At 35.4% G+C, this 18,875-nt stretch carries 21 protein-coding genes, 1 tRNA gene and 1 pseudogene; 15 read left to right on the top strand and 8 right to left on the bottom strand.

Translation table 11 applies throughout. The annotated features are described in order from the left end of the window. Positions 1 to 114: 114 nt before the first annotated feature. The 4 genes and pseudogenes from BLW16_RS24030 to BLW16_RS11040 all read right to left on the bottom strand — a co-directional run. A pseudogene (locus tag BLW16_RS24030) lies at positions 115 to 336 on the bottom strand (GNAT family N-acetyltransferase); the annotation flags it as partial. Between the two features lie 129 nt (positions 337 to 465). Further along, entirely contained in the window at positions 466 to 873 is a 408-nt protein-coding gene (locus BLW16_RS11055; protein WP_090556644.1) for a hypothetical protein, read from the bottom strand. 479 nt (positions 874 to 1,352) lie between these two features. Then, entirely contained in the window at positions 1,353 to 1,892 is a 540-nt protein-coding gene (locus tag BLW16_RS11045) for a hypothetical protein (protein WP_090556642.1), read from the bottom strand. A 146-nt stretch (positions 1,893 to 2,038) separates the two neighbouring features. Beyond that, positions 2,039 to 2,392 carry a winged helix-turn-helix transcriptional regulator gene (locus BLW16_RS11040; RefSeq protein WP_090556641.1) on the bottom strand — a complete coding sequence of 118 codons (354 nt, stop codon included), beginning with the start codon at positions 2,390 to 2,392 and terminating at the stop codon, positions 2,039 to 2,041. 106 nt (positions 2,393 to 2,498) lie between these two features. On the opposite strand from BLW16_RS11040, the gene BLW16_RS11035 reads away from it, so the two are divergent. Continuing rightward, complete coding sequence (locus BLW16_RS11035) at positions 2,499 to 3,473, top strand: aldo/keto reductase (protein WP_090556640.1); 975 nt, start codon at positions 2,499 to 2,501, stop codon at positions 3,471 to 3,473. A gap of 76 nt (positions 3,474 to 3,549) precedes the next feature. Further along, complete coding sequence (locus tag BLW16_RS11030) at positions 3,550 to 4,137, top strand: GNAT family N-acetyltransferase (protein ID WP_090556639.1); 588 nt, start codon at positions 3,550 to 3,552, stop codon at positions 4,135 to 4,137. Between the two features lie 9 nt (positions 4,138 to 4,146). On the opposite strand, the gene BLW16_RS11025 is transcribed toward BLW16_RS11030, so the two are convergent. The 4 genes from BLW16_RS11025 to BLW16_RS11010 all read right to left on the bottom strand — a co-directional run bounded on the left by BLW16_RS11025 (position 4,147) and on the right by BLW16_RS11010 (position 5,866). Next, positions 4,147 to 4,995, bottom strand: a complete 849-nt coding sequence (locus BLW16_RS11025; RefSeq protein ID WP_090556638.1) for an alpha/beta fold hydrolase — start codon at positions 4,993 to 4,995, stop codon at positions 4,147 to 4,149. Next, positions 4,988 to 5,437, bottom strand: coding sequence for an EthD family reductase (locus BLW16_RS11020; RefSeq protein WP_090556637.1), 450 nt, complete (start codon positions 5,435 to 5,437; stop codon positions 4,988 to 4,990). Before BLW16_RS11020 ends, BLW16_RS11025 begins: the two co-directional genes overlap by 8 nt. Before the next feature lie 128 nt (positions 5,438 to 5,565). Further along, positions 5,566 to 5,727 carry a hypothetical protein gene (locus BLW16_RS23250; protein WP_175470552.1) on the bottom strand — a complete coding sequence of 54 codons (162 nt, stop codon included), beginning with the start codon at positions 5,725 to 5,727 and terminating at the stop codon, positions 5,566 to 5,568. A gap of 65 nt (positions 5,728 to 5,792) precedes the next feature. Then, a tRNA-Ala gene (locus BLW16_RS11010) sits at positions 5,793 to 5,866 on the bottom strand. Between the two features lie 245 nt (positions 5,867 to 6,111). On the opposite strand from BLW16_RS11010, the gene BLW16_RS11005 reads away from it, so the two are divergent. From BLW16_RS11005 to BLW16_RS10940, 13 genes are all read left to right on the top strand, one after another. Then, positions 6,112 to 7,323: a site-specific integrase gene (locus BLW16_RS11005; RefSeq protein ID WP_090556635.1), complete on the top strand. Its 1,212-nt coding sequence runs from the start codon at positions 6,112 to 6,114 to the stop codon at positions 7,321 to 7,323. A 100-nt stretch (positions 7,324 to 7,423) separates the two neighbouring features. Continuing rightward, on the top strand, positions 7,424 to 8,293 hold the full coding sequence (locus tag BLW16_RS11000; protein WP_175470551.1) for a hypothetical protein: 870 nt from the start codon (positions 7,424 to 7,426) through the stop codon (positions 8,291 to 8,293). A 59-nt stretch (positions 8,294 to 8,352) separates the two neighbouring features. Further along, positions 8,353 to 8,763, top strand: a complete 411-nt coding sequence (locus BLW16_RS10995; RefSeq protein ID WP_090556633.1) for a hypothetical protein — start codon at positions 8,353 to 8,355, stop codon at positions 8,761 to 8,763. A gap of 48 nt (positions 8,764 to 8,811) precedes the next feature. Next, the gene (locus BLW16_RS10990; protein WP_090556632.1) at positions 8,812 to 10,683 is read left to right on the top strand and encodes a DEAD/DEAH box helicase family protein; all 1,872 of its coding nucleotides are present in this window, start codon (positions 8,812 to 8,814) and stop codon (positions 10,681 to 10,683) included. Between the two features lie 451 nt (positions 10,684 to 11,134). Continuing rightward, entirely contained in the window at positions 11,135 to 11,623 is a 489-nt protein-coding gene (locus tag BLW16_RS10985) for a hypothetical protein (protein ID WP_090556631.1), read from the top strand. 322 nt (positions 11,624 to 11,945) lie between these two features. Next, the gene (locus BLW16_RS10980) at positions 11,946 to 12,332 is read left to right on the top strand and encodes a hypothetical protein (RefSeq protein ID WP_090556630.1); all 387 of its coding nucleotides are present in this window, start codon (positions 11,946 to 11,948) and stop codon (positions 12,330 to 12,332) included. Between the two features lie 747 nt (positions 12,333 to 13,079). Further along, positions 13,080 to 14,093, top strand: a complete 1,014-nt coding sequence (locus BLW16_RS10970) for a hypothetical protein (protein ID WP_139298308.1) — start codon at positions 13,080 to 13,082, stop codon at positions 14,091 to 14,093. Between the two features lie 160 nt (positions 14,094 to 14,253). After that, entirely contained in the window at positions 14,254 to 14,730 is a 477-nt protein-coding gene (locus BLW16_RS10965; RefSeq protein ID WP_090556627.1) for a P-loop NTPase family protein, read from the top strand. A gap of 124 nt (positions 14,731 to 14,854) precedes the next feature. Then, positions 14,855 to 15,724 (top strand): hypothetical protein, encoded by an 870-nt coding sequence (locus BLW16_RS10960; protein ID WP_090556626.1) that lies wholly within the window; start codon positions 14,855 to 14,857, stop codon positions 15,722 to 15,724. 1 nt (position 15,725) lies between these two features. Then, the gene (locus BLW16_RS10955) at positions 15,726 to 16,244 is read left to right on the top strand and encodes a hypothetical protein (protein WP_090556625.1); all 519 of its coding nucleotides are present in this window, start codon (positions 15,726 to 15,728) and stop codon (positions 16,242 to 16,244) included. A 61-nt stretch (positions 16,245 to 16,305) separates the two neighbouring features. Next, on the top strand, positions 16,306 to 16,794 hold the full coding sequence (locus tag BLW16_RS10950) for a hypothetical protein (protein WP_090556624.1): 489 nt from the start codon (positions 16,306 to 16,308) through the stop codon (positions 16,792 to 16,794). Between the two features lie 75 nt (positions 16,795 to 16,869). Beyond that, positions 16,870 to 17,895: a hypothetical protein gene (locus BLW16_RS10945; protein ID WP_090556623.1), complete on the top strand. Its 1,026-nt coding sequence runs from the start codon at positions 16,870 to 16,872 to the stop codon at positions 17,893 to 17,895. A gap of 1 nt (position 17,896) precedes the next feature. Next, positions 17,897 to 18,808 (top strand): hypothetical protein, encoded by a 912-nt coding sequence (locus tag BLW16_RS10940; RefSeq protein ID WP_090556622.1) that lies wholly within the window; start codon positions 17,897 to 17,899, stop codon positions 18,806 to 18,808. The last annotated feature ends 67 nt before the right edge of the window (positions 18,809 to 18,875 follow it).

The raw sequence follows: 18,875 nt of genomic DNA, 5'->3' as shown, positions 1-18,875 counted from the left end.
TGTCTTTAAGCACATTAAGACCGGGAAATCGTATTACTTTTGTTACTAAAATTGGAGATCGAAGATCCGGAAGGATTAAGTTATTCCCCTGAAAGCTCATAAAAAGGTATATTATCATTGATTTTTCAGCAAATAATATCTGCCCGTAACATCGGTACCTGTCATTTCAAACTTCCAGCCCTGCGACTTATAAAATGCGGTTGCATTTTTATTTTTTATCAGGCATTTTAACCTTACCGGCTGTTCAAGAGTTTGAACTGCAGCATCAAGCAGCATTTTTCCGCCCCCCTTTTTCAGGTGATCAGGATCTATATATAAGTGATGGATAAAACTCCCTTCTCGTGTCCCTCCTGCTGCTCAGGTAGATCCGGCGAAGCGCCTGCTGGTCATTCTCAATAAATTCCCTGATCTTTATCACACAGTAATTCTTTTTTAGTTGAACCTCTTTTAAAGGTTTAACCCCAACTATTCGATCTCCGTCCAGCTGGGCAGGTATTCAATCTTATTATCCGTAATCCTGTAAGGCAAATAACAGAACATGCCCGGCTGCAGGCGGGAATTACTGAGCCTGACTGCAATTACCTGTACAGATTTTCTATATTGTTCATTCGTGATCTTCGCCTCATAGGTAATTGCAGCGCCTAAAATACTTCCGGCCGCCAGCTGATGATCAAAATCATATTTTATAATATTGATCAAACCCGTGCTCAGCGGAAAATCATCGCCATCATGAAACATGCGCTGCGTGATGACATTACCGGGATTCAGATACACTCCAAAAGGGTAGAACTCACCCTGTTCTTCTAACAGTAATTTGGCTAAAGAATGGCAGTAATGTAAAAGATCGGTTAGTTCATCCGGGATTGAATTCATGGTTCAAAGATCGTGCATTATCACCAGTTATTTATCAATAAAAATCCCGGCAGGCAAATGCCCGTCCTTACTTTTAAAATCAAGACCCATCACCGGTATCCTCATTCCCTGTTTAAGAATGTCTCCTCTCCCATATGTTATACAAAAGATCAATTGCCAGTGCTTCAACTATGAACTGATCTTTCAGATATCGCATACCCAGTTTGTATAACCTCGGGGCATACCGGTCAAAAATCACATTAAAAGCACGACAATCATCCCTACTGCACAATTGCAGTAAATCATCATCACTTAATTCGTGAAAAATCCTGGCCATTAGTTTGTCTGTATTGATCCGGACAAACTTACCGACCCAAGGTAAGCGATAAATTAAGTTGATGTTAACATATGGTTAACTAAACAGAAATGAAAAAAAGGGTATATCATAGCAAAGCCCTGCCGGAATGACCTGCAGGGCTTTGCTATGATATACAAATGCGTTAACTCAACAACCCTTTTCTGAGATCCGTCAGTTCCTTTACCAGTTCGGCTTTGATCTTTTCAAAATAATAATCCACTTCATTATGGGCAAACTCAAAAAATTTAGATTTATCGTTCTTCGATAAATCGCCCAGTTCAAAAGTTGCATCTATTATTGCTTTTTGCATTTCGAGGCTGCTACCGGATTCCTGAACATCAGCTATCAGCGTATCAAGGATCATCAGCCTGTCTTTTCTGTGGGCATCGGCATTAAAAATGAAGGAGAACAATGATTCTGCATAGGTACGTGTGGCGTCCAAAGCATTTTTATTACTGCGTAAAGCTTTTTTCACCGCCGCAGCAACCTTACTTTTAATTTCGTTTGGCTGCTCCTCATCCGCCGGTAAAAGGCTTTCATGATAGCTTTTTAATTCATCAATATCAGTAAACATCATGCTTATGCCGTCATCCGTAGCTTCGGTAAAAGGAGGCTTTATCAATTTGGTATTGAAATCAGTAATATATACACCCTCTATTTCTATAATTATGTCTTTTATCATTTCTTCTCTTTAGATGGTGTAAATGTATAAAAAATAAAAAAAGGGATTTTGCTTTCAGTAAAATCTGTGCGCAGGTTTCGCGGGAGCTGCTGAAATAAAGCGGGTTGCAGGAGGAGATGTTAACTGAACTAACACAGTTAAAGTCGTTACTCCCCTGCTGTTATCATTTTCTCCAGTGTTTCCCTATGATCTTCTCCCCATCGGGCAGTAAAAGCAATCACGGGTATGAGCGTTTTTCCCAAAGGAGTCAATTCGTATTCCACCTTTAAAGGAAGTTCACTGTAAGTGATTTTGAAGAGAATACCATGATCTGTCAGCTGTTTGAGCTGTGTATCTAAAACCCTCCTTGACGCTTTGGGCATTTTCCGCTGCAGTTCGCCAGGGCGTTTGATGCCCGAGTGAATACACCAGATCAGACTGATCTTCCATTTCCCGTTAATCACTTCCATGAACAGGTGTAAACCGCAATCCAGTGAAACCGGTATCTTTTTTTTGTACATCAGTATTTAATTTAACAATAAAATGTAAGTCATTCAAATATACTATTAGATATAGCTAAAATTAGCCGTACTTGTATGCCGCAGCCTGTATAAGTAATTTTGACTCATGAAGCATAAATTATTTGGAACAAACACGGGTTTATATGCCAGTGAAATTATTTTAGGTGGTGCTGGTTTTGGAACACGAACCCCTTCCGGTATAAATTCAGAGGATTCCACAAAGATATTAACCGCTTACGCAGATGCAGGAGGAAATATTATAGATACTTCCGACCGGTATCAGCTCGGGGAGTCTGAAGAGATTATTGGAAAATTCATTGAACATCAGCGGAGCAACTTTATCATTTCCACGAGATACACAAGAAGCGACGAAGTGAATCCGGCGATCAGCAATTACGGGAATCACCGTAAGGCAATGAGGCAAGGCGTGGAATCAAGCTTGAAGCGCTTAAAGACAGATTATATAGATATTTATATGCCGCATTTTGATGATGGTATAACCCCTCTGGATGAAATTTTAAGAGGCCTGGAAGATCTGGTGAATGCCGGTAAGGTGCTATATACAGGTTTAGCAAACTTTCCTGCCTGGAAGGTGGCCTCCATTGCAAGTCTGACAAAATTAACAGCCATTCAGATTGAGTATAACTTATTGCAGCGCAGTGCCGACCGTGAATTTCTCCCTATGGCTGCACAATTTGGCTTAGGCTCAATGGCATATTCACCATTAGCCGGTGGATTGCTAACCGGAAAATACCGTAAGGGTGAAACCGGACGTATAACCCAGAACCCGACTTCGGATTACCATGAAAATGAGACCACGAAAGCAGTGATTGACCAGCTGTTTGTCATTGCAGAAGAACTTGGTTTCACACCCGGTCAGATAGCTTTAGCATGGGTTTTGTCAAAAGGTGTTTTCCCAATAATCGGTGCACGCACAATTCATCATTTGAATGATGGTTTAAAAGCTGTTTCTGTCCAGTTAAGTCTGGATCATATCAGCCAGCTCGATCAGTTGAGCGCGGTTACTTTAGGCTATCCGCATGATTTACTGGCAACCGTACAAGCCAGCAGCAGAGCATAGCTGAAACTACTTCTCCCCAGGTTTGGGTATATAAGCCGTATAAATTTATTTACATTTTTACGAAAAGAAATTATGTATGATAAAAGCAACTAAAAATGATGACTGGCTGGTAATTGAAATTCTCAGCCAGTCCTTTGATAAGGATCCTATGTTCAATTTAATGATTAAACAAGATAAAAAAAGGAAACAAAGGATCTATGATTCTTTAATGTATTGTGTAAAATATACAAGAATTCTTGGAGAAATATATTTATCTGACGACCGTAAAGGTTGCGCGTTGATTACATATTCAGAAAAGCAGAAGTATAATCTAAGGTTACTTTGGCTGGATCTGAGGACAATTGCTAAGTCATTCGATATAAAGGGCACATTGAAATTCTTCGACTATGAAAAAACTATTCATGGAAAGTGGCCAAAAGAAAAATTTCTATACATCTGGTTTATTGGAGTATATCCTGATTATAATAATAATGGTACAGGATCATCTTTATTAAAACAGGTAATTGAGCTTGCAGATGAATCCAGCCTTGCTGTTTGTTTAGAAACATGCGGACAAAAAAATTTAACCTGGTACGAACGTTTCGGATTTGAAGTCTATGATCATGCTGATTTTGGCTTCCAAACATATTTCATGAAACTTCCGGAAGCCGGGGCCGGCTCTTAACCTTGTTGCTCATTCCTTATCAGCAATAAATTTTATAATTCGCTTTGCCAGCCATTCCGGGTTTTCTTCTGGTATATAATGACTGCAATTTGGCGCAATGGCTCCGATTAGCTGTTCAGCGGCTTCTTTCAATTGTCCATATACAGGGCCTTTCATCCGTGAATGTTCGCCTGCTATTGCCAATACAGGCATTTTCAGTTTTGGTAATATATTTTTATTGTCCTCTGCATCCTGATCAAATGCTCTGTAAAGTTCAAAACCTGCAACTAAAGTTGTTTCATTGGAATATGCTTCAATGAAAGGCTGGACTTCAGCATCGTTCATCGCCTGCTTATTGTAAGATAATCCTTTAAAAAAGTAATTCAGATAATCGGCCACGTTGTTCCGTACCAGTATTTCGGGAAGGTCTTTCTGCTGATGAAATGCAAAATGCCATCTTGGCCATTTTCCCCGTTCATGTTCCCAACCGGGCAAGCCGGGGATGGGCACATCAATGATGACAACAGCCTCCACCTCTTCAGGAAATTGCTTTGAATAGGCATAAGCAACCTGCCCACCAATGTCGTGGCCAACTACCGTAATTTTATTATGCCCTAATTTAACAAGGAGGTCGTGGATATACCGGGCAAGTTCCTTTTTGGAATACCCCTCTTTCGACGGGCCGGAACCATCTATTCCCGGCAGGCTAACTGTGATGACGGTATGATCATTAGTAAGTAAAGGAACAACATGACGCCATTCATCCTGTGTCTGTGGCCAACCGTGGATCAGTAAAACCGGGGAGCCACTACCCTGAATGGAGTAGGAAAGTTCTACATCCCTAACCGTTTGGTGCTGCTTCTGCAATTGCTTAGTCATTGTACTTAAATGTTTCGCCGATACTACGTGTTGGTACTATATCAGTGAAATTTTTAATATCTTCCATTACCTTTTGAGTCAGGGGAGCCTTAAATGCTGCGTCTAACGTAGCCCTGTCTTTAAAAATACCCGCCCAAATTAATATGCTGGCAGCCTCTTTATCAGCAGGCAGGTAGACACTGGAACGCTCTAAACCATAATCATCCCAAGCATCCTTTAACAAGGGGCAATGTACATTCATATAATAATCGAGGTCGAAACGCATAGTACTATCACCTTCATAACTCACATAGAATGTTATCTTACTTGTTTGGTCGCCAGTATTTTCCGCAGATGCGTCAACTCCTTCGCCGGGTTTCTCCGGCGAAAATTCCTGTGATTTATTTTGTTCAGGGGCAATATTTTTATCGTTCTTAAGATCGTCTGTTGTTCCGCTATTCATATCGATATGTGTAAAATTAAAAATGCTTAACACTTATGATCAAATATATTACTGTTTATAATTCTTTTTCATAGTCAAATCAAAGTTGTTGATATGAATATCAAATACCTTGTTCTATAAGAGTCAGTTTATATCGGAGAGACAATCTTAATGCCTTTTAAAGTAGACAAATCTTTTCCATCCTGAATGGCATCGATAATGCATCGCTTATCTGCCATCATTTTGACCAACGGGTTCACAGAAGATTTCTCTTTCCCTTTATTAACCGTATTTGATCTGTTGCGTGACATACTAGTAAAATTATTGTATCTAGCAAAAAAGCCCTTCAGCATGCACTGAAGGGCTTTAAAAAGAGTGGAGAATACCGGATTCGAACCGGTCACCTCTTGCCTGCCAGGCAAGCGCTCTAGCCAAATGAGCTAATCCCCCGTGGGTCGCAAAAGTAGTAATTAGTTTGTGGTTTGCAAATTTAAGTTGAAATAAGTGGCTTTTGCCACCATAAAAGCTATTTGAAGCACTTATGACACTTAGATAGCGCTTCAACTGAGATCTCTTTCTCTTTCCTGGTTTCAGGGATGGCATGAATAAATCACAGCATTATTCAGTACAACATGTGAAAATCCTGTGAAAAACATGTGAAAATTACAGGACATCTAACCATAACTAACAACGTTATGGTAACTATTACAGTCAACTTAGACAAAAGAAAAGTAAAGAAAGATGGTACTTACCCAATATGCTTCGGTATCTACCATTTAGGAAAATCAACTACCAGATCAAGTAAGCTCTATGTCAGCGAGAAGCAATGGGATGATAAGAAGAAAACGATAAAAAGTATTCACCCACAAGCCCAGATGTTGAATAGAATGCTGATCAAGCAGTTGGCAGATTTACAATCCAGTCTGCTATTTGCAGAAGATGCAAAAGTACAGCAGTATCTGAATCCTATACCTATTATCAAGGAATCAGTTAAACCGAAACTGACGGTATTTGGTTTCACAAATTCCCTTATTGACGAATTAAAGATAGACGGTAACATTGGCAATGCATGGGTATATACATCAGCTTTGAATGCTTTACAGAAGTTTCATCCTAATGAACAGCTTTACTTCGAGGACATAGATTTCCAGTTCTTAGATAAGTACAATAAACATCTGGTCAGAAGTGGTGTGAAGCACAACACAGCATTCTTTTATTTGCGAACACTACGAGCATTTTATAATAAAGCGATCAAGCATAAGATTGTTGACAGGAATCTATATCCTTTTAATGACATAACGTTGAAGGCCGAGAAGACAAAGAAGCGCGCCATTGATAAATTGCTTATAAAGGAGATTATTGCTTTAGATCTACCAGAGCGATCGTCAATATGGCATGTAAGGAATTGGTTCATGCTCTCTTTTTACTTGATGGGTATTTCCTTTGTTGATCAGGCATTATTGACCTCTAGCAATATTAAAAAGGGAAGAATCACATACAAACGTCAGAAGACCGGTAAACTTTATGATATCAAATTAGTACCACAAGCATTGACAATAATTGAACTATACAAGAAACAGCCGCAGGGATATATACTCCCCATAATAAATAGGACAACTAAGAATGATGAGGAACGTCTACGTCTAATTAAGGACCGCACTAGATTCGCAAATAAATATTTGAAACGCATGGCTGAGTTAATAGAAACTGAAGAGACTATTACAACTTATACCTCTCGGCACTCATGGGCGACCATATGCAAAAAGCTTGGATTTAGCATTGAAATTATAGCAGAGTGCCTTGGGCATGAATATGGAAATAAGACTACCGCTGTGTACCTAGATTCATTTGATCAAGACGTTATTGATAATGCCAATGAAAAGGTTGCAAATTCTGTAAACAGTTAGATACCTTTAGAGCGGAGTAGTAATTATTCCGCTTTAAATCCTTTTTATGGTTCATGACAAAGTACCTGTAAATATTAGTAAGCTCAAACACTTCTATCCTATGTTAGAGGATCTACATAATCAATATCCATCTGATGGTGAACCGCTTATAATAAATATGGAAATCCTCTTAGAGATAAACGAGGGTGAACAAAATGCATTTGAAAGCAGGTATCTTCTTCTAATTGAAAAATATGGCATTCCAGAGGATGCTGCCGGAGACATATTATACATTAATCAAAAGATTACTCATGATCTAACTAATCTGGACATTATTCGTAATGCTGATACGCAAACCCTAAATGCTCTGGATTTCTTAATTGGTTACCAAAAATTGGTTGATGACATTAATATAAAAAAAGCACAAAACAAAACAGGTTATACTACCAACGAAGAAGATCCTATTACAATACAGGTAAAGGATAGACATAGCAATGGAGCAGTGCCATTACTATATGAAGGATCTGGGAGGTTCATTGTTAAAATGATTTACCAAGCACTGAAAACATCTTTTAATAATACAGCTCTCAGCTATATATTAGATGATTATCCTGAAATTCCGCCATTAGAACAACTAATTTATTTAAGAGGAGAAGATATGGACAGCAGAAAACTGATAGCACGTGAAATGGTAGCCAAAACAGCTTCAATTCTATCAGCATATTTTGAAAAGTACATTCCAAAGCCAGTCTATTCCAAGAAAAAGAATTCAATCATCTATGAACTCTTTTATCTATTTGATACATTAAAATATGCAGGAAAGGTAATGGATGTTGATAGTAGTACCTTGATAAGAATGAATTTAAAAAAGGATTACACTTTGCCTTTAGATAAGTCTCGACATGCTGACTTTATCAAGGAAGTTATTAAGAATGACCATAGAAGAGATCACCCGCTATCGGGTGCATTTCTGACTTTTACAAAATCTTGATTCTCCCCTCATAGACTTCGTTCCTTTACTGTGCGCAATAAAACAAGCGCATTATAAATATGAACTTTAGATTTTTGGAAGCCAATTCGGCAGGAAAAAACAAAGGACGATTAATAGTTAACAAAGAAACATTCTTTGAAGGCACTGATAATGTCGGCTATTTTAATCGTACCACTTTTCAAAATATGATGGGACAAATGAGAGAAGCTGCTCCCAGACTTTTTAAACAGTACAACAACTTTTTTAATTGCTGTCAGGAAGGATTTGCAATACGCAATACGGTACTTAAGCAAACCCATCTTGTAAATCAACAGGAGTACTACTATGTAATCTTTACTAAAGGCAGAGTTAGAATTGAAACTACAATTTATGATGTAGAAAACATCGGTAAATTCATCAAGGACTATGCGGACGGCCTAATAAACACAGATTTCAATTTGTCAGATTTAATCGAAGAAGCTAGCAAATAGATTAACCTACCTAAAGCCCCTATCGTGGGCTTTTAAATTTCTTTTTAAATGTACAATAACTTATTCTTACCGGAAGGTAAATATCTAGGCGATATCATCACGAAGTTGCCAGCTAATAAAATTATATATAAATACTTAACCGGATGCGGAGCTACACATTTGGAGATTTTCTGTAATAGATGGAGCATCATCGTTGAACCATACATCCCAGTAATACTCGGTAAACAATGGAAAGAAGTTCAAACGAATGATGGACTTGAGATCATCAGAAACTTAGACGTGTTACCAATCTATGAGAAAACCAAGACCGATGATATTATTGATTTCTTGAGCAGTAAAAGAGATAAATATAAACTAGTGACAACTCCAGAAGGCATGAAAAAGATAATCGATGCCTGCGATGAACTTGGAATCGACGTTTATCAGAAGTTTTTCCTATTAGTTGATGAATGTGAGAAGCTAATTCAGGATGCTAACTTTCGAGAGGGGATTATTCAAGTAATGAACTACTTCTTTAAGTTCAAAAAGAGGTCATTTATTTCTGCAACACCATTGGCACCAAGTGATCCACGCTTTGCAGAGCATCAATTTGAAGATTTTATAATAACACCTGAGACTATGTCCAAGATGCCAATTGACCTTTATACAACAAATAATATTGCTTCAACTTTACGGAACTATTTAGCTAAAAACAAGAATGAACACTACCTCATTTTTATAAACTCAACCGAGCGAATTGCCGCAGTAATAACGTTTTTAAAGATTCAAGAAGAATCTCAGGTCTTCTGTTCGAAGGAGAGTGCTGATATTTTAATTGCAAATAACATAAGGGATGCGACTGAACATTGGGATAAGGGTAAATTTAAGAAATACAACTTCTTCACCAGTCGCTTCTTCACCGCTTTTGATTTAAAGGTCGATGGTAAACCAAACGTACTTATTATAAGTGATGTTGTAAATGTTGCCCATTCTGTTTTGGATGCACAAACTGATATTATACAAATTGCCGGGAGAGCACGAAATGGAATAAATCATTTAGCGCATATTACTAACTGGGATGCATCGCTTAAAAGTGTTTCTGCCCTGGAAGTTAAGGCTTACATCAATGGATTGAAGGACGGCTATTACATGATAAAGCAGTTAAGAGATCAATCCAATAACAATCACAACTCAGGAACCTACTTCGTTTTAGATGAAGCACTGAGAACTTGTTCATTTAATAAATTTCTTAATAAGACCACTATGGACATCTGTCATTTTATGATTGACAATGATATTCATGCCAACCGCATTCGAGGATATTATAAATCCAGAAATTATATAATTAATTCTTACGATGAAGCAGGACGTTTTCTAGTAAATCATATACCAGAAAACTACAACTTGGAAGATAAAGACTTAGACAGGTTAAAAAAAGGACTCTCACGTACATTAGCTATGGAACACATATGTGAATTGTTCAAAATGTACGCTGATGTTGAAGAGCAAACGCCATTTACTTTAAATATCAACTTTGCATTTATTGACCTAATCAAAACACATCAAACAAAGTACCGCTATTTTCATGAATTAGGAATCGAAAAGATCAGGGAACTGAAGTTCAATGAAAAGAAGATTGAAGAAGCTTATAAACTCAGCAAGATCAAAAATAGTGATAGTTACTATAAGCTGATGTTTTCCTTCTTGGCTATATTTAACGAGGGAAGAAAGCTAACAGGAAATCAGATAAGGAAGTACTTGAATATATACTATGAAAAACATGGTGTTAAATTGAGGGCAACAATCAAACAATTGGGAGAATGGTTTGAAATTTCCACCAGGACTACAATATATTATAAAGAGGACGGTACGGAAGTAAAGGGATATACCATTGGTAGACCAAAAAATGGAATCGAATTGCGCAAACCTTTCAGACATTAAGATTTAAAAGGTGCTATTATAACCTATTAGCTGTCGCTAATCAGGATTTCAGACAGTAGTTATTAGGTGGGCTTATATTAACTTATTAAGTGTCTGAACAATTGACAACAGAAATACCCTGGCTTATCAGCCAGGGTATTTTTGGTTTAAGCCAAATTTTTAATTTTTTTTATATTATATGTGCCCCGCTCGTCAAGCGTCTGAACGTTAATACCCCTGGCGCTATCATGAAGGGGAACAGATTTCTGCCCATTCATCTTTCAGACCTAGAGACCGATATTTAAAAATAACAGATTAATGAGCTGGCACCAACCAGTAAACATTAACAAAATCATAGGTCGCACAGGTAAATTAACTCATTTTTTAACCCTTAAATCTTAATCCGAGAACCGGATCAGCTACCACTATGTCCAAAAAATCACAATTATCCACCCTTAAAACCCCAAACAAAATGACTGTCATTAAAGAATCAGAAGAGATCCAGTTAGAACAGAATCTTCAGCAAAGAAATGAAAACGTAGAACAAGCGTACCATAATATCGTTAAGGATACAAAGGAGTTATTAACCGCCTTTGATAGTTTAAAATATAGAATGAGTGTAACTATTAATCATACAAAATCCGGGAAGGAAACTAATCTTATCAATGAATTTATATCGTACTTCCACAACTTTACTCTTACAAATAATCGTTTTGGATATTATATGATCTACATTTCATATGATGAAGTAGCTTTAGAGAAATTCGGAGATAAACTCTTTAACAGAATGCTCAGGATTGTTTTTAACAATACAAATGCTGTTGTAGGTGATATCAATATTGAAAATTGCATTCGGTTAGATCATTCAGCCACTGATATACAACCCTTCTTTATTAATAGATTATTGTCAGATCCACAGGATCATGTCACGATTAATACAGAAGAGAAAGTACCATCTTAAAATATTACCGGAATATATACTGGTTTCATTCTTCTTTATATCTTTACTGTAAAAAAAAGCGGAGGGTGAAACCAGCATATTAATCTACACATAGAAGTTACTTTATTTAAAATATAGCGTTAGCTATCAGTCTTTGCCTAAGAAATCTGGAAAATTTACAAGCACAAGGACAGATAAGCCTAATGCCTGCGCAATAATAGCGTGGGCTTAGCTTGTTTGTTGCATGGGCTTTTCCAGAGCCTCTTAGGGCAGACTTAGTTAAGTTCCACGCTATTTTGTTTTAAACATCGGAATGGGACTACCGATATAGATTTAAAATCATATGAAACGAAGTCTTATTCTGCTGCTCCTAGTTCTTGGAGCCATTACAGCAAAATCTCAAACTGGGGGAATAATGGAATACAAAGCATTACCCGTAGAAGGTGCTGAAGAAACACAAACTAACTCATCTTTAAAATCTGAAGGATCTTTGGTTGATGCCTATTATTTAAATAGTTATACTAAGAAGCCGATTAAAATCAGACTGAAAATTGTAGAGAATAGATACGGGGTCTTTATAATAGCATCAAAAAAACTTACAGATTCGTCATGGTCGGATCAAAGTGGAGAACCAGTTAAACCCTCCAAACTAATAGATTCCGATCCAATGGCTGAATATTTTGAATATAAAGCTTTCATCAGCAGGTTAGGACAAACCGTTTATTTCTAAATTATGGGAGTTCTACTCTTATTTCCATTGATTGTAATTGTTATTATAGTCATACGGAATCTTACATCCCAGAAAGATAAGATTACCTGCAATAGATGCTCCAATACTGGTACAACTTTCATTGGTTCAGGTTGGAAAAGTGACGGAAGTGGGAAGGTTTGGAGATATAAATGCAAGAACTGTGGTAACATCATTGAAAGAAGATAATTGCTATCTATTAGTCAAAACATCCTAAAGTCTTCCCATCCCTCCATTAGCGGCTTACACGGATGAATGGGAAGCTTTAGTCTTTATTCAGTGATTGTACGGAGTTGGTGCAGCTCACTTTAAACACTGCGAACCAGTCGTTCTCTCAGTAATCCTGTGGTGTTATCAAAGCAACACCCAGGAAGATCGGTATTCGTAACTACTAAGCTTTGCATAAAATAACGCCAGATTGGGAATCTGTCATTCTTTATGCTCAAAGCAAGCGGCGTTACTCATAAAAAGCTTCTTATCTTCATTAAAGGCTAACTGCGTCACACCTTTAATAAATCTAATGCTTTTTCCAGTGCAGCTCACCTGCGTAATCGCTCAGGCTTCACAACTGATACGATATTCGATGCAAATATCCCACCAGTTGCTTGTGTTAAAACAAAGTCAATTGACGCACTTTGTGCTTCTCCAATTGACACCTTCGCTCAGTTCGCAGGCGGTGAGCACTGATATTAATGTGAAAGAGCTATATTCGTAAAAATCTTAATAATCATGTTAGCGTCTATTACACTGTTAAACAATTACACAAGAGAGGAACATTTAAAAGCACTCTATTCTGATATAAAAAAAATCGACCATTCAATTACACCAATTTACAGCAATAATTGGATCAATGAGATATGGCTCTCAAATAATAGGGTTCCCGCTGTAGCCTTGTCAAGTTTAATCGATTCCTATTATTGTCTGCCAGACAGGCCAGATATGGCATTTACATATCTCTGGATGTCTATTAATAATACTTACAATTCCATAGCCACAAAACATAAGTTAACAGAAAGTCAAACTAATTTATTAAAGGAAAGTGAAGCGATTGACACTTTCATTAAGAAGATTAACCTGATAAAAAATGAACCATTAACAGGAAATCTAACATTACTAGATTTACTTAATGAATATGTGAAATTGATTCCAGTTAAAACTTTGAAGTTTGTAAGTAACCATATCCTAAAAGGTTCTGCTTCTGAAGGAGCTGGAATTCCTACATTTCTAATCAGCTCAAGTTTCAAAACGTTTAAAAAGAGTTTCCCAAATATCTATCAGTCCATTTTTTATACTTATGGAAGTTCTTACAGCAGAATCTCCGCCCCTACTGTAGTTAACAATTACGTGGATTTAGGAATTACGGACCTACAAAAATCTAAAAGTATTCCAGTAAGTCTTGCTAATAAACTTAAGGAGCTAATTGTTAATAAAACTACACAAATGTCAAATTCAGTAAGTAACCAATCTTATACTGCGATATTTAATTCCGATGAAGAATTCATTAATTTCATATTCAGGATTATACTTTATTCAATTCGAAATAATAGCGTTCATGGAAATGTGGTACAGAGATTAAATAGTGAATACAAAAACTTAGATTCGCTAAAAGCATCCAATTACATATATTATCTAGGTCACTTATTTCTATCTCTTGGATTATATATAAATGGTGATATTAATATTCAAGATTTGACGATTAATGTTGATAACCTAGATAAATTAAGAGACATCCTCACGGCATAAATAGATATAATCATAGGTTTCCAACATATCTAAAATTTACTAATAATTGAATTAATGTGTTAGCATTATAAATGATAGACTGAAGTAAGATGGTTGTTGGATCGTATATAATACTGTTGTTTATATTGAGAACTCGTTAGCAAACAACCATACTTGAAATATGATCAAAAATTTAGCAATAATTATTTTAGGTGATCAAAACGTTGGAAAAACAACCACGATAAGGCGATTTCTCGACATTTATCATACACATAAAAAAGTTACAGTACTTAAAAAAGGGATGAGATATGGATTAAGCCCCTTTACTCCGAATTTTGATATGGTAAAGATAGATGCATATATTCTTCCCAGTTCACCTACAGAATCGGGAATTGCATTAAGTGACTCCATAAAAGTGATAGGTTGGAATCCACATTTAATATTGATGGCTGAACAAGACAGAGGCAAGGAATATGCCAACTCTATTAATTTTCTAAGAAATGAAAATTACCATATCAAGGAGTTTCATGTTAAAAATATAGAAGAATTACAAATCTGGAGCAGATGGAAATATTCAGCTGAAATGAATACCAAACTACATTATAGAGTAGAAGAGATTGCAGAATATATTAGAGGATTTATTTTAAGTAAGATATAAAGCATGCAATTAAGCATTAAGACTGAATTCCGGATTTTCAGGTAAAAAACTATCAAAAAATTGCTAATCATGAGCATTATTTTATCTTTGGTTCTGAAGTAATATCCAATAAACACAATCAAATATGAGCTCAAAAAAAGTTTTATTCTATGACTTAACAAAAAGAAATTATGTAAATCAAGGAGGAGAGATAGAACCAGCCCTAAATTGCAAAGAAATTATGAATTATGCTGTAGGCTTGGAAATACTAGCTAGACAATATGATTTACCGAGTAACAAATTCTGTAGAATAGAATCAATGGAAGAGGATAACTCACTTTGTAAAGTTGTGTTTTATTCGGCAACAAATAAATACCGAGCACCTTTAATAGATAGAGAATCTGGTTCGGAAAGAGAAAATCCAAAACTGATCTCAGAAGGTGAAAGGGTTAAAACTCATGTCGTTTTCCGCATCAGTCATGATGAGGTTTTAATGATTGTGGAACAGGGCGTAGGCACACTAAAGATTCAACAGATAGTTAACTATTTAAACAAATTTGCCATATCTTATCACGCGACAAAAAATGAAGAGCGAAGCTACTCTCTAGGGTTTGATGTCATTGCCAAAGATGATTTTCTCCAAGAACTAAATAATTTAACAAGAGTAATTGAAGGAGAACTTTATGTTGATAAGCAAATATTAGGATCTGATGCTTTAAATTTTTCTTCGCGTATAGAACCTGTGAAGCATGACGTTAAGCTTACAATAAAAGCAGAAAGAGGAATGTCTATTAATAATGCGCTAACTGATGCTTTCAATAGGTTGAATGGAGGGAGATCAAAAATACATAAAATCCGTGTAAGAGGTAAAAACGATCAGGATAACGATGTAATCATTGACACAGAATTAATAGCAAAAACCGAGTTTGTAGAAGCAGAAATTAATAGACTGACTGGAGAGATTAGTTCTGAACAAATATTTGAGCAAATGAGAGATATTGCATTAGCACTTTAATATGAATATAGAATTCGTTTTACTAATTATTGATTATTTTAGAGCTATCAAAAGAAGAGACATTCTTTCAGATTGGGTGTTACCCTTAATATTATCTATTTTGTATTTCATATTAAACCGTACCAACAGCCAAATTAGTAGTACAATAAATTCGTTGGTTGATAACTCGATTAGTCTTTTAGGAGTTCTTGTAGGATTTTCAATTGCTGTAATAACATTGTTGATTACTGCAAGTACCGCAAATATTGATGAAATAAAAAAAATAACAGCGTGCCGTATTAGCCAATATCGAACAGTCAGTGTATTTGATGTAATGATTATAACATATACTTACTCTGTCATAATGGAGGTTTTTCTGATCATTTTTAATTTATTTTTGTCTTCTTTTAATTTTAACAATGAAATATACACACTAAAAGCAAATCTTATTGCTTCAATTGATGCGCTGTTAATCCTTCACGTCCTGTTTGTAACTATCAGAAATGTAACAAATTTTTATTTTATTCTTATTAAAAAGTGACACTGATATGCAGTGCAAGGTCATAAATCTTTTTTTAAAATAATCCTTCATAGTGCAATAAATGACACAGCGTACTCTAAACAAAATTGAAGGAATAGGATTGATTATAATTCTTTTAACTTCCTTCATTCAACAATCTGAAAATACCATCTTAAGTTCCAAGCAAGAATTTGACTATTATAAAATTCATAATAAATTAGATAACCTATGGACTATTACGTCTCATCAGTATGCTGAAAATCACCCAGGTGATAGCGTTAGATTCCTGATAAATTTTAAGGCCTATAGAGATCATTGGAAAATCTATTCAGAGGAGGAAAGGCACCCAGATGCGGTTTACTTGAATAAAGAGATTGCAAACTACGAATCATTGAGGATTTTAGCATTTTTCATTGGAAGCATAATGTTGATTGCTCCGAAGTTTGTTAGAAATACCGATGACACTGAATGTTCAACGCAATCCTCGAGTTTTGATAAAAGAAGGATTATTTATCGATCATTTCCACCAAGTTTAAAGAGAGGAGCAGCCATAATGAAGAAAGATAAATAATGCATGCCCTAAATACAACTAAGAGATATTAAAAGAATAAATAAATTTATTACATTACCTTAAAAACAGCTGATAATGAAATTAGATATACATTCTATTGACTTTGATAAAGTAATAAAAAGTCGATATGTTACTGCTTCTACTGATTATAAATTTGCAAATGAGAGTTTAGTACCGCTTATATCTAGATTAGAAATTCAAAGAAATATCCAAGATAGTAAGTTTTATAATAGGCTTGAAAAAGATATAGTAAAAGGATGCATTATGCCAGCCCTGACTCTAGCATTTATAGATCCAAAGGGACTTGACATCACGGAATCAGGTGAAATGAAAGCCTATTTACTAGATAATATTCAAGACGGATTTATTTTGGATGGTATACAAAGACTCAATACCTTAAGCAGAACTATAAAAAATCAGCCCAATTTAGATTTAACGGGAATATTGTTTCTAAATATAGTTATATGTTCATCTATGGACAATCTACTTTATAGAATGATCACTCTAAATAATGGCCAGAAGCCGATGTCGGCAAGACATCAAATTGAAATACTAACAACAAATGTATTTGAGTTTGAGAACTCAGACATTCCGGTCTTCACCGAGAAGAAGCTTAAAGAACATAAGATAAAAATCGCCTTTAATAAAGCTGACTTTGTTAAAGGGTATTTGGCTTTTTTAGCTAATTCCACAAATATTGAAAATCAGAAAATTATAGAGGACAAGTTGGATGAGCTAATAGCAGATAAAATCCTTGATTCGAATGTAACAGAGGACGGAGTGGAGTTTGTGAATGTTATTGATTTGATAAATAAATTTTCAGAACAAGCTGATATTTACAAATGGTTCAGAAATATCAATAACTTGATAGGTTTTTGCGTAGGAATCAAGAAAAATTATATAAATCTATCAGTGATTGATGTTGATTCGTTTTCTAAAGGCATTAAAATGTTTGAGGTGGCCTTTCAATCATTTAATTATTCAAAGATAAAGGTAGGTAGGATCAGAAGGAATTTAGTTAGCTATTATGTAAAGAATTGGGATGTTCTTCAAGATAGTGATGATCTAGAACTAATTGATACATTATCTCAAGTAGACTAGTGTGGCAAAATTCAAACAGTTTCAATATTCGGAATCTTTAACAGGCAGATCATTAAATGCACTTCCTGAATTTTTAAGGGTTAATAGTAGGAGTCTAGACGAAATTATTCTTTTTAGATTACTTTCAGGAACCTTGAAAGTGAAAAACAAGTTCAAAAGAACAAAATTTGAACAAAGGATAAACTATTTTAATTTAGATTATATTTACAATGGTAAAATTTCGGCGAAACTTATAAAGGATATTCTTAAATTAAATACTATTAGGCCAAGCAAATTGGAAGAATATTATAATAGCTCAATTAGATATGGTAATAAAGTATATTTTGAAAGCTTACTATTAGAGGTAACTAATTATTTTTACCAGAAAGAGAATAAATCTCATGCTACAGCCTTTTTACATCTTTATCGTGCAACTGAATTAATATCTTACTGCTTTCCGTTATATTATGCATCAAGATCTACTAGCTATGAAAAGACGTATACCAGTTTAAAAGATTTCTTCGCAAAGGCGGATGGAGAAGTGAGTTTTTTCAAGAACTTCGTAAATGTGCATTTATTTAAGGATGATCAGAGTCTATTAGATGTTAATTTGGAAATTAGCATTAATTCCACTTCTGTAGATTTGGATGCTCAATATTTCAAAGCCATCAAGAAATTATGTGACAAGAACAAGAATATTACACTTAATCACAGTACTCCAAATTCGAAGATAGTTATTTCAAGAAGAGGGTTGACTAGTTTGATATTTGATCTAAGAAACAGATATTTTCATCTATTAGCAGGGGATTATAATGATAATTTTAGTTCAATGGAATTAGCGGAAATAGATGAGTTTTATAAATGTGTCAATGAACATATTCTAAATTGGATTGCAGTAATTTATCTAGAGGTTTTGAGTCAAAAAGTCGATTGACAATTGTTTAAATTTTAAAGGAGGCAATTTATTATGTTCTTTAATTCACAAACGATTATTAATTATT

The organism is Pedobacter hartonius (assembly GCF_900107535.1).
GTDB lineage: Bacteria > Bacteroidota > Bacteroidia > Sphingobacteriales > Sphingobacteriaceae > Pedobacter > Pedobacter hartonius.
Note: the sequence above shows the minus strand (reverse complement) of the source record. Positions and strands in the feature narration are given on the sequence as shown.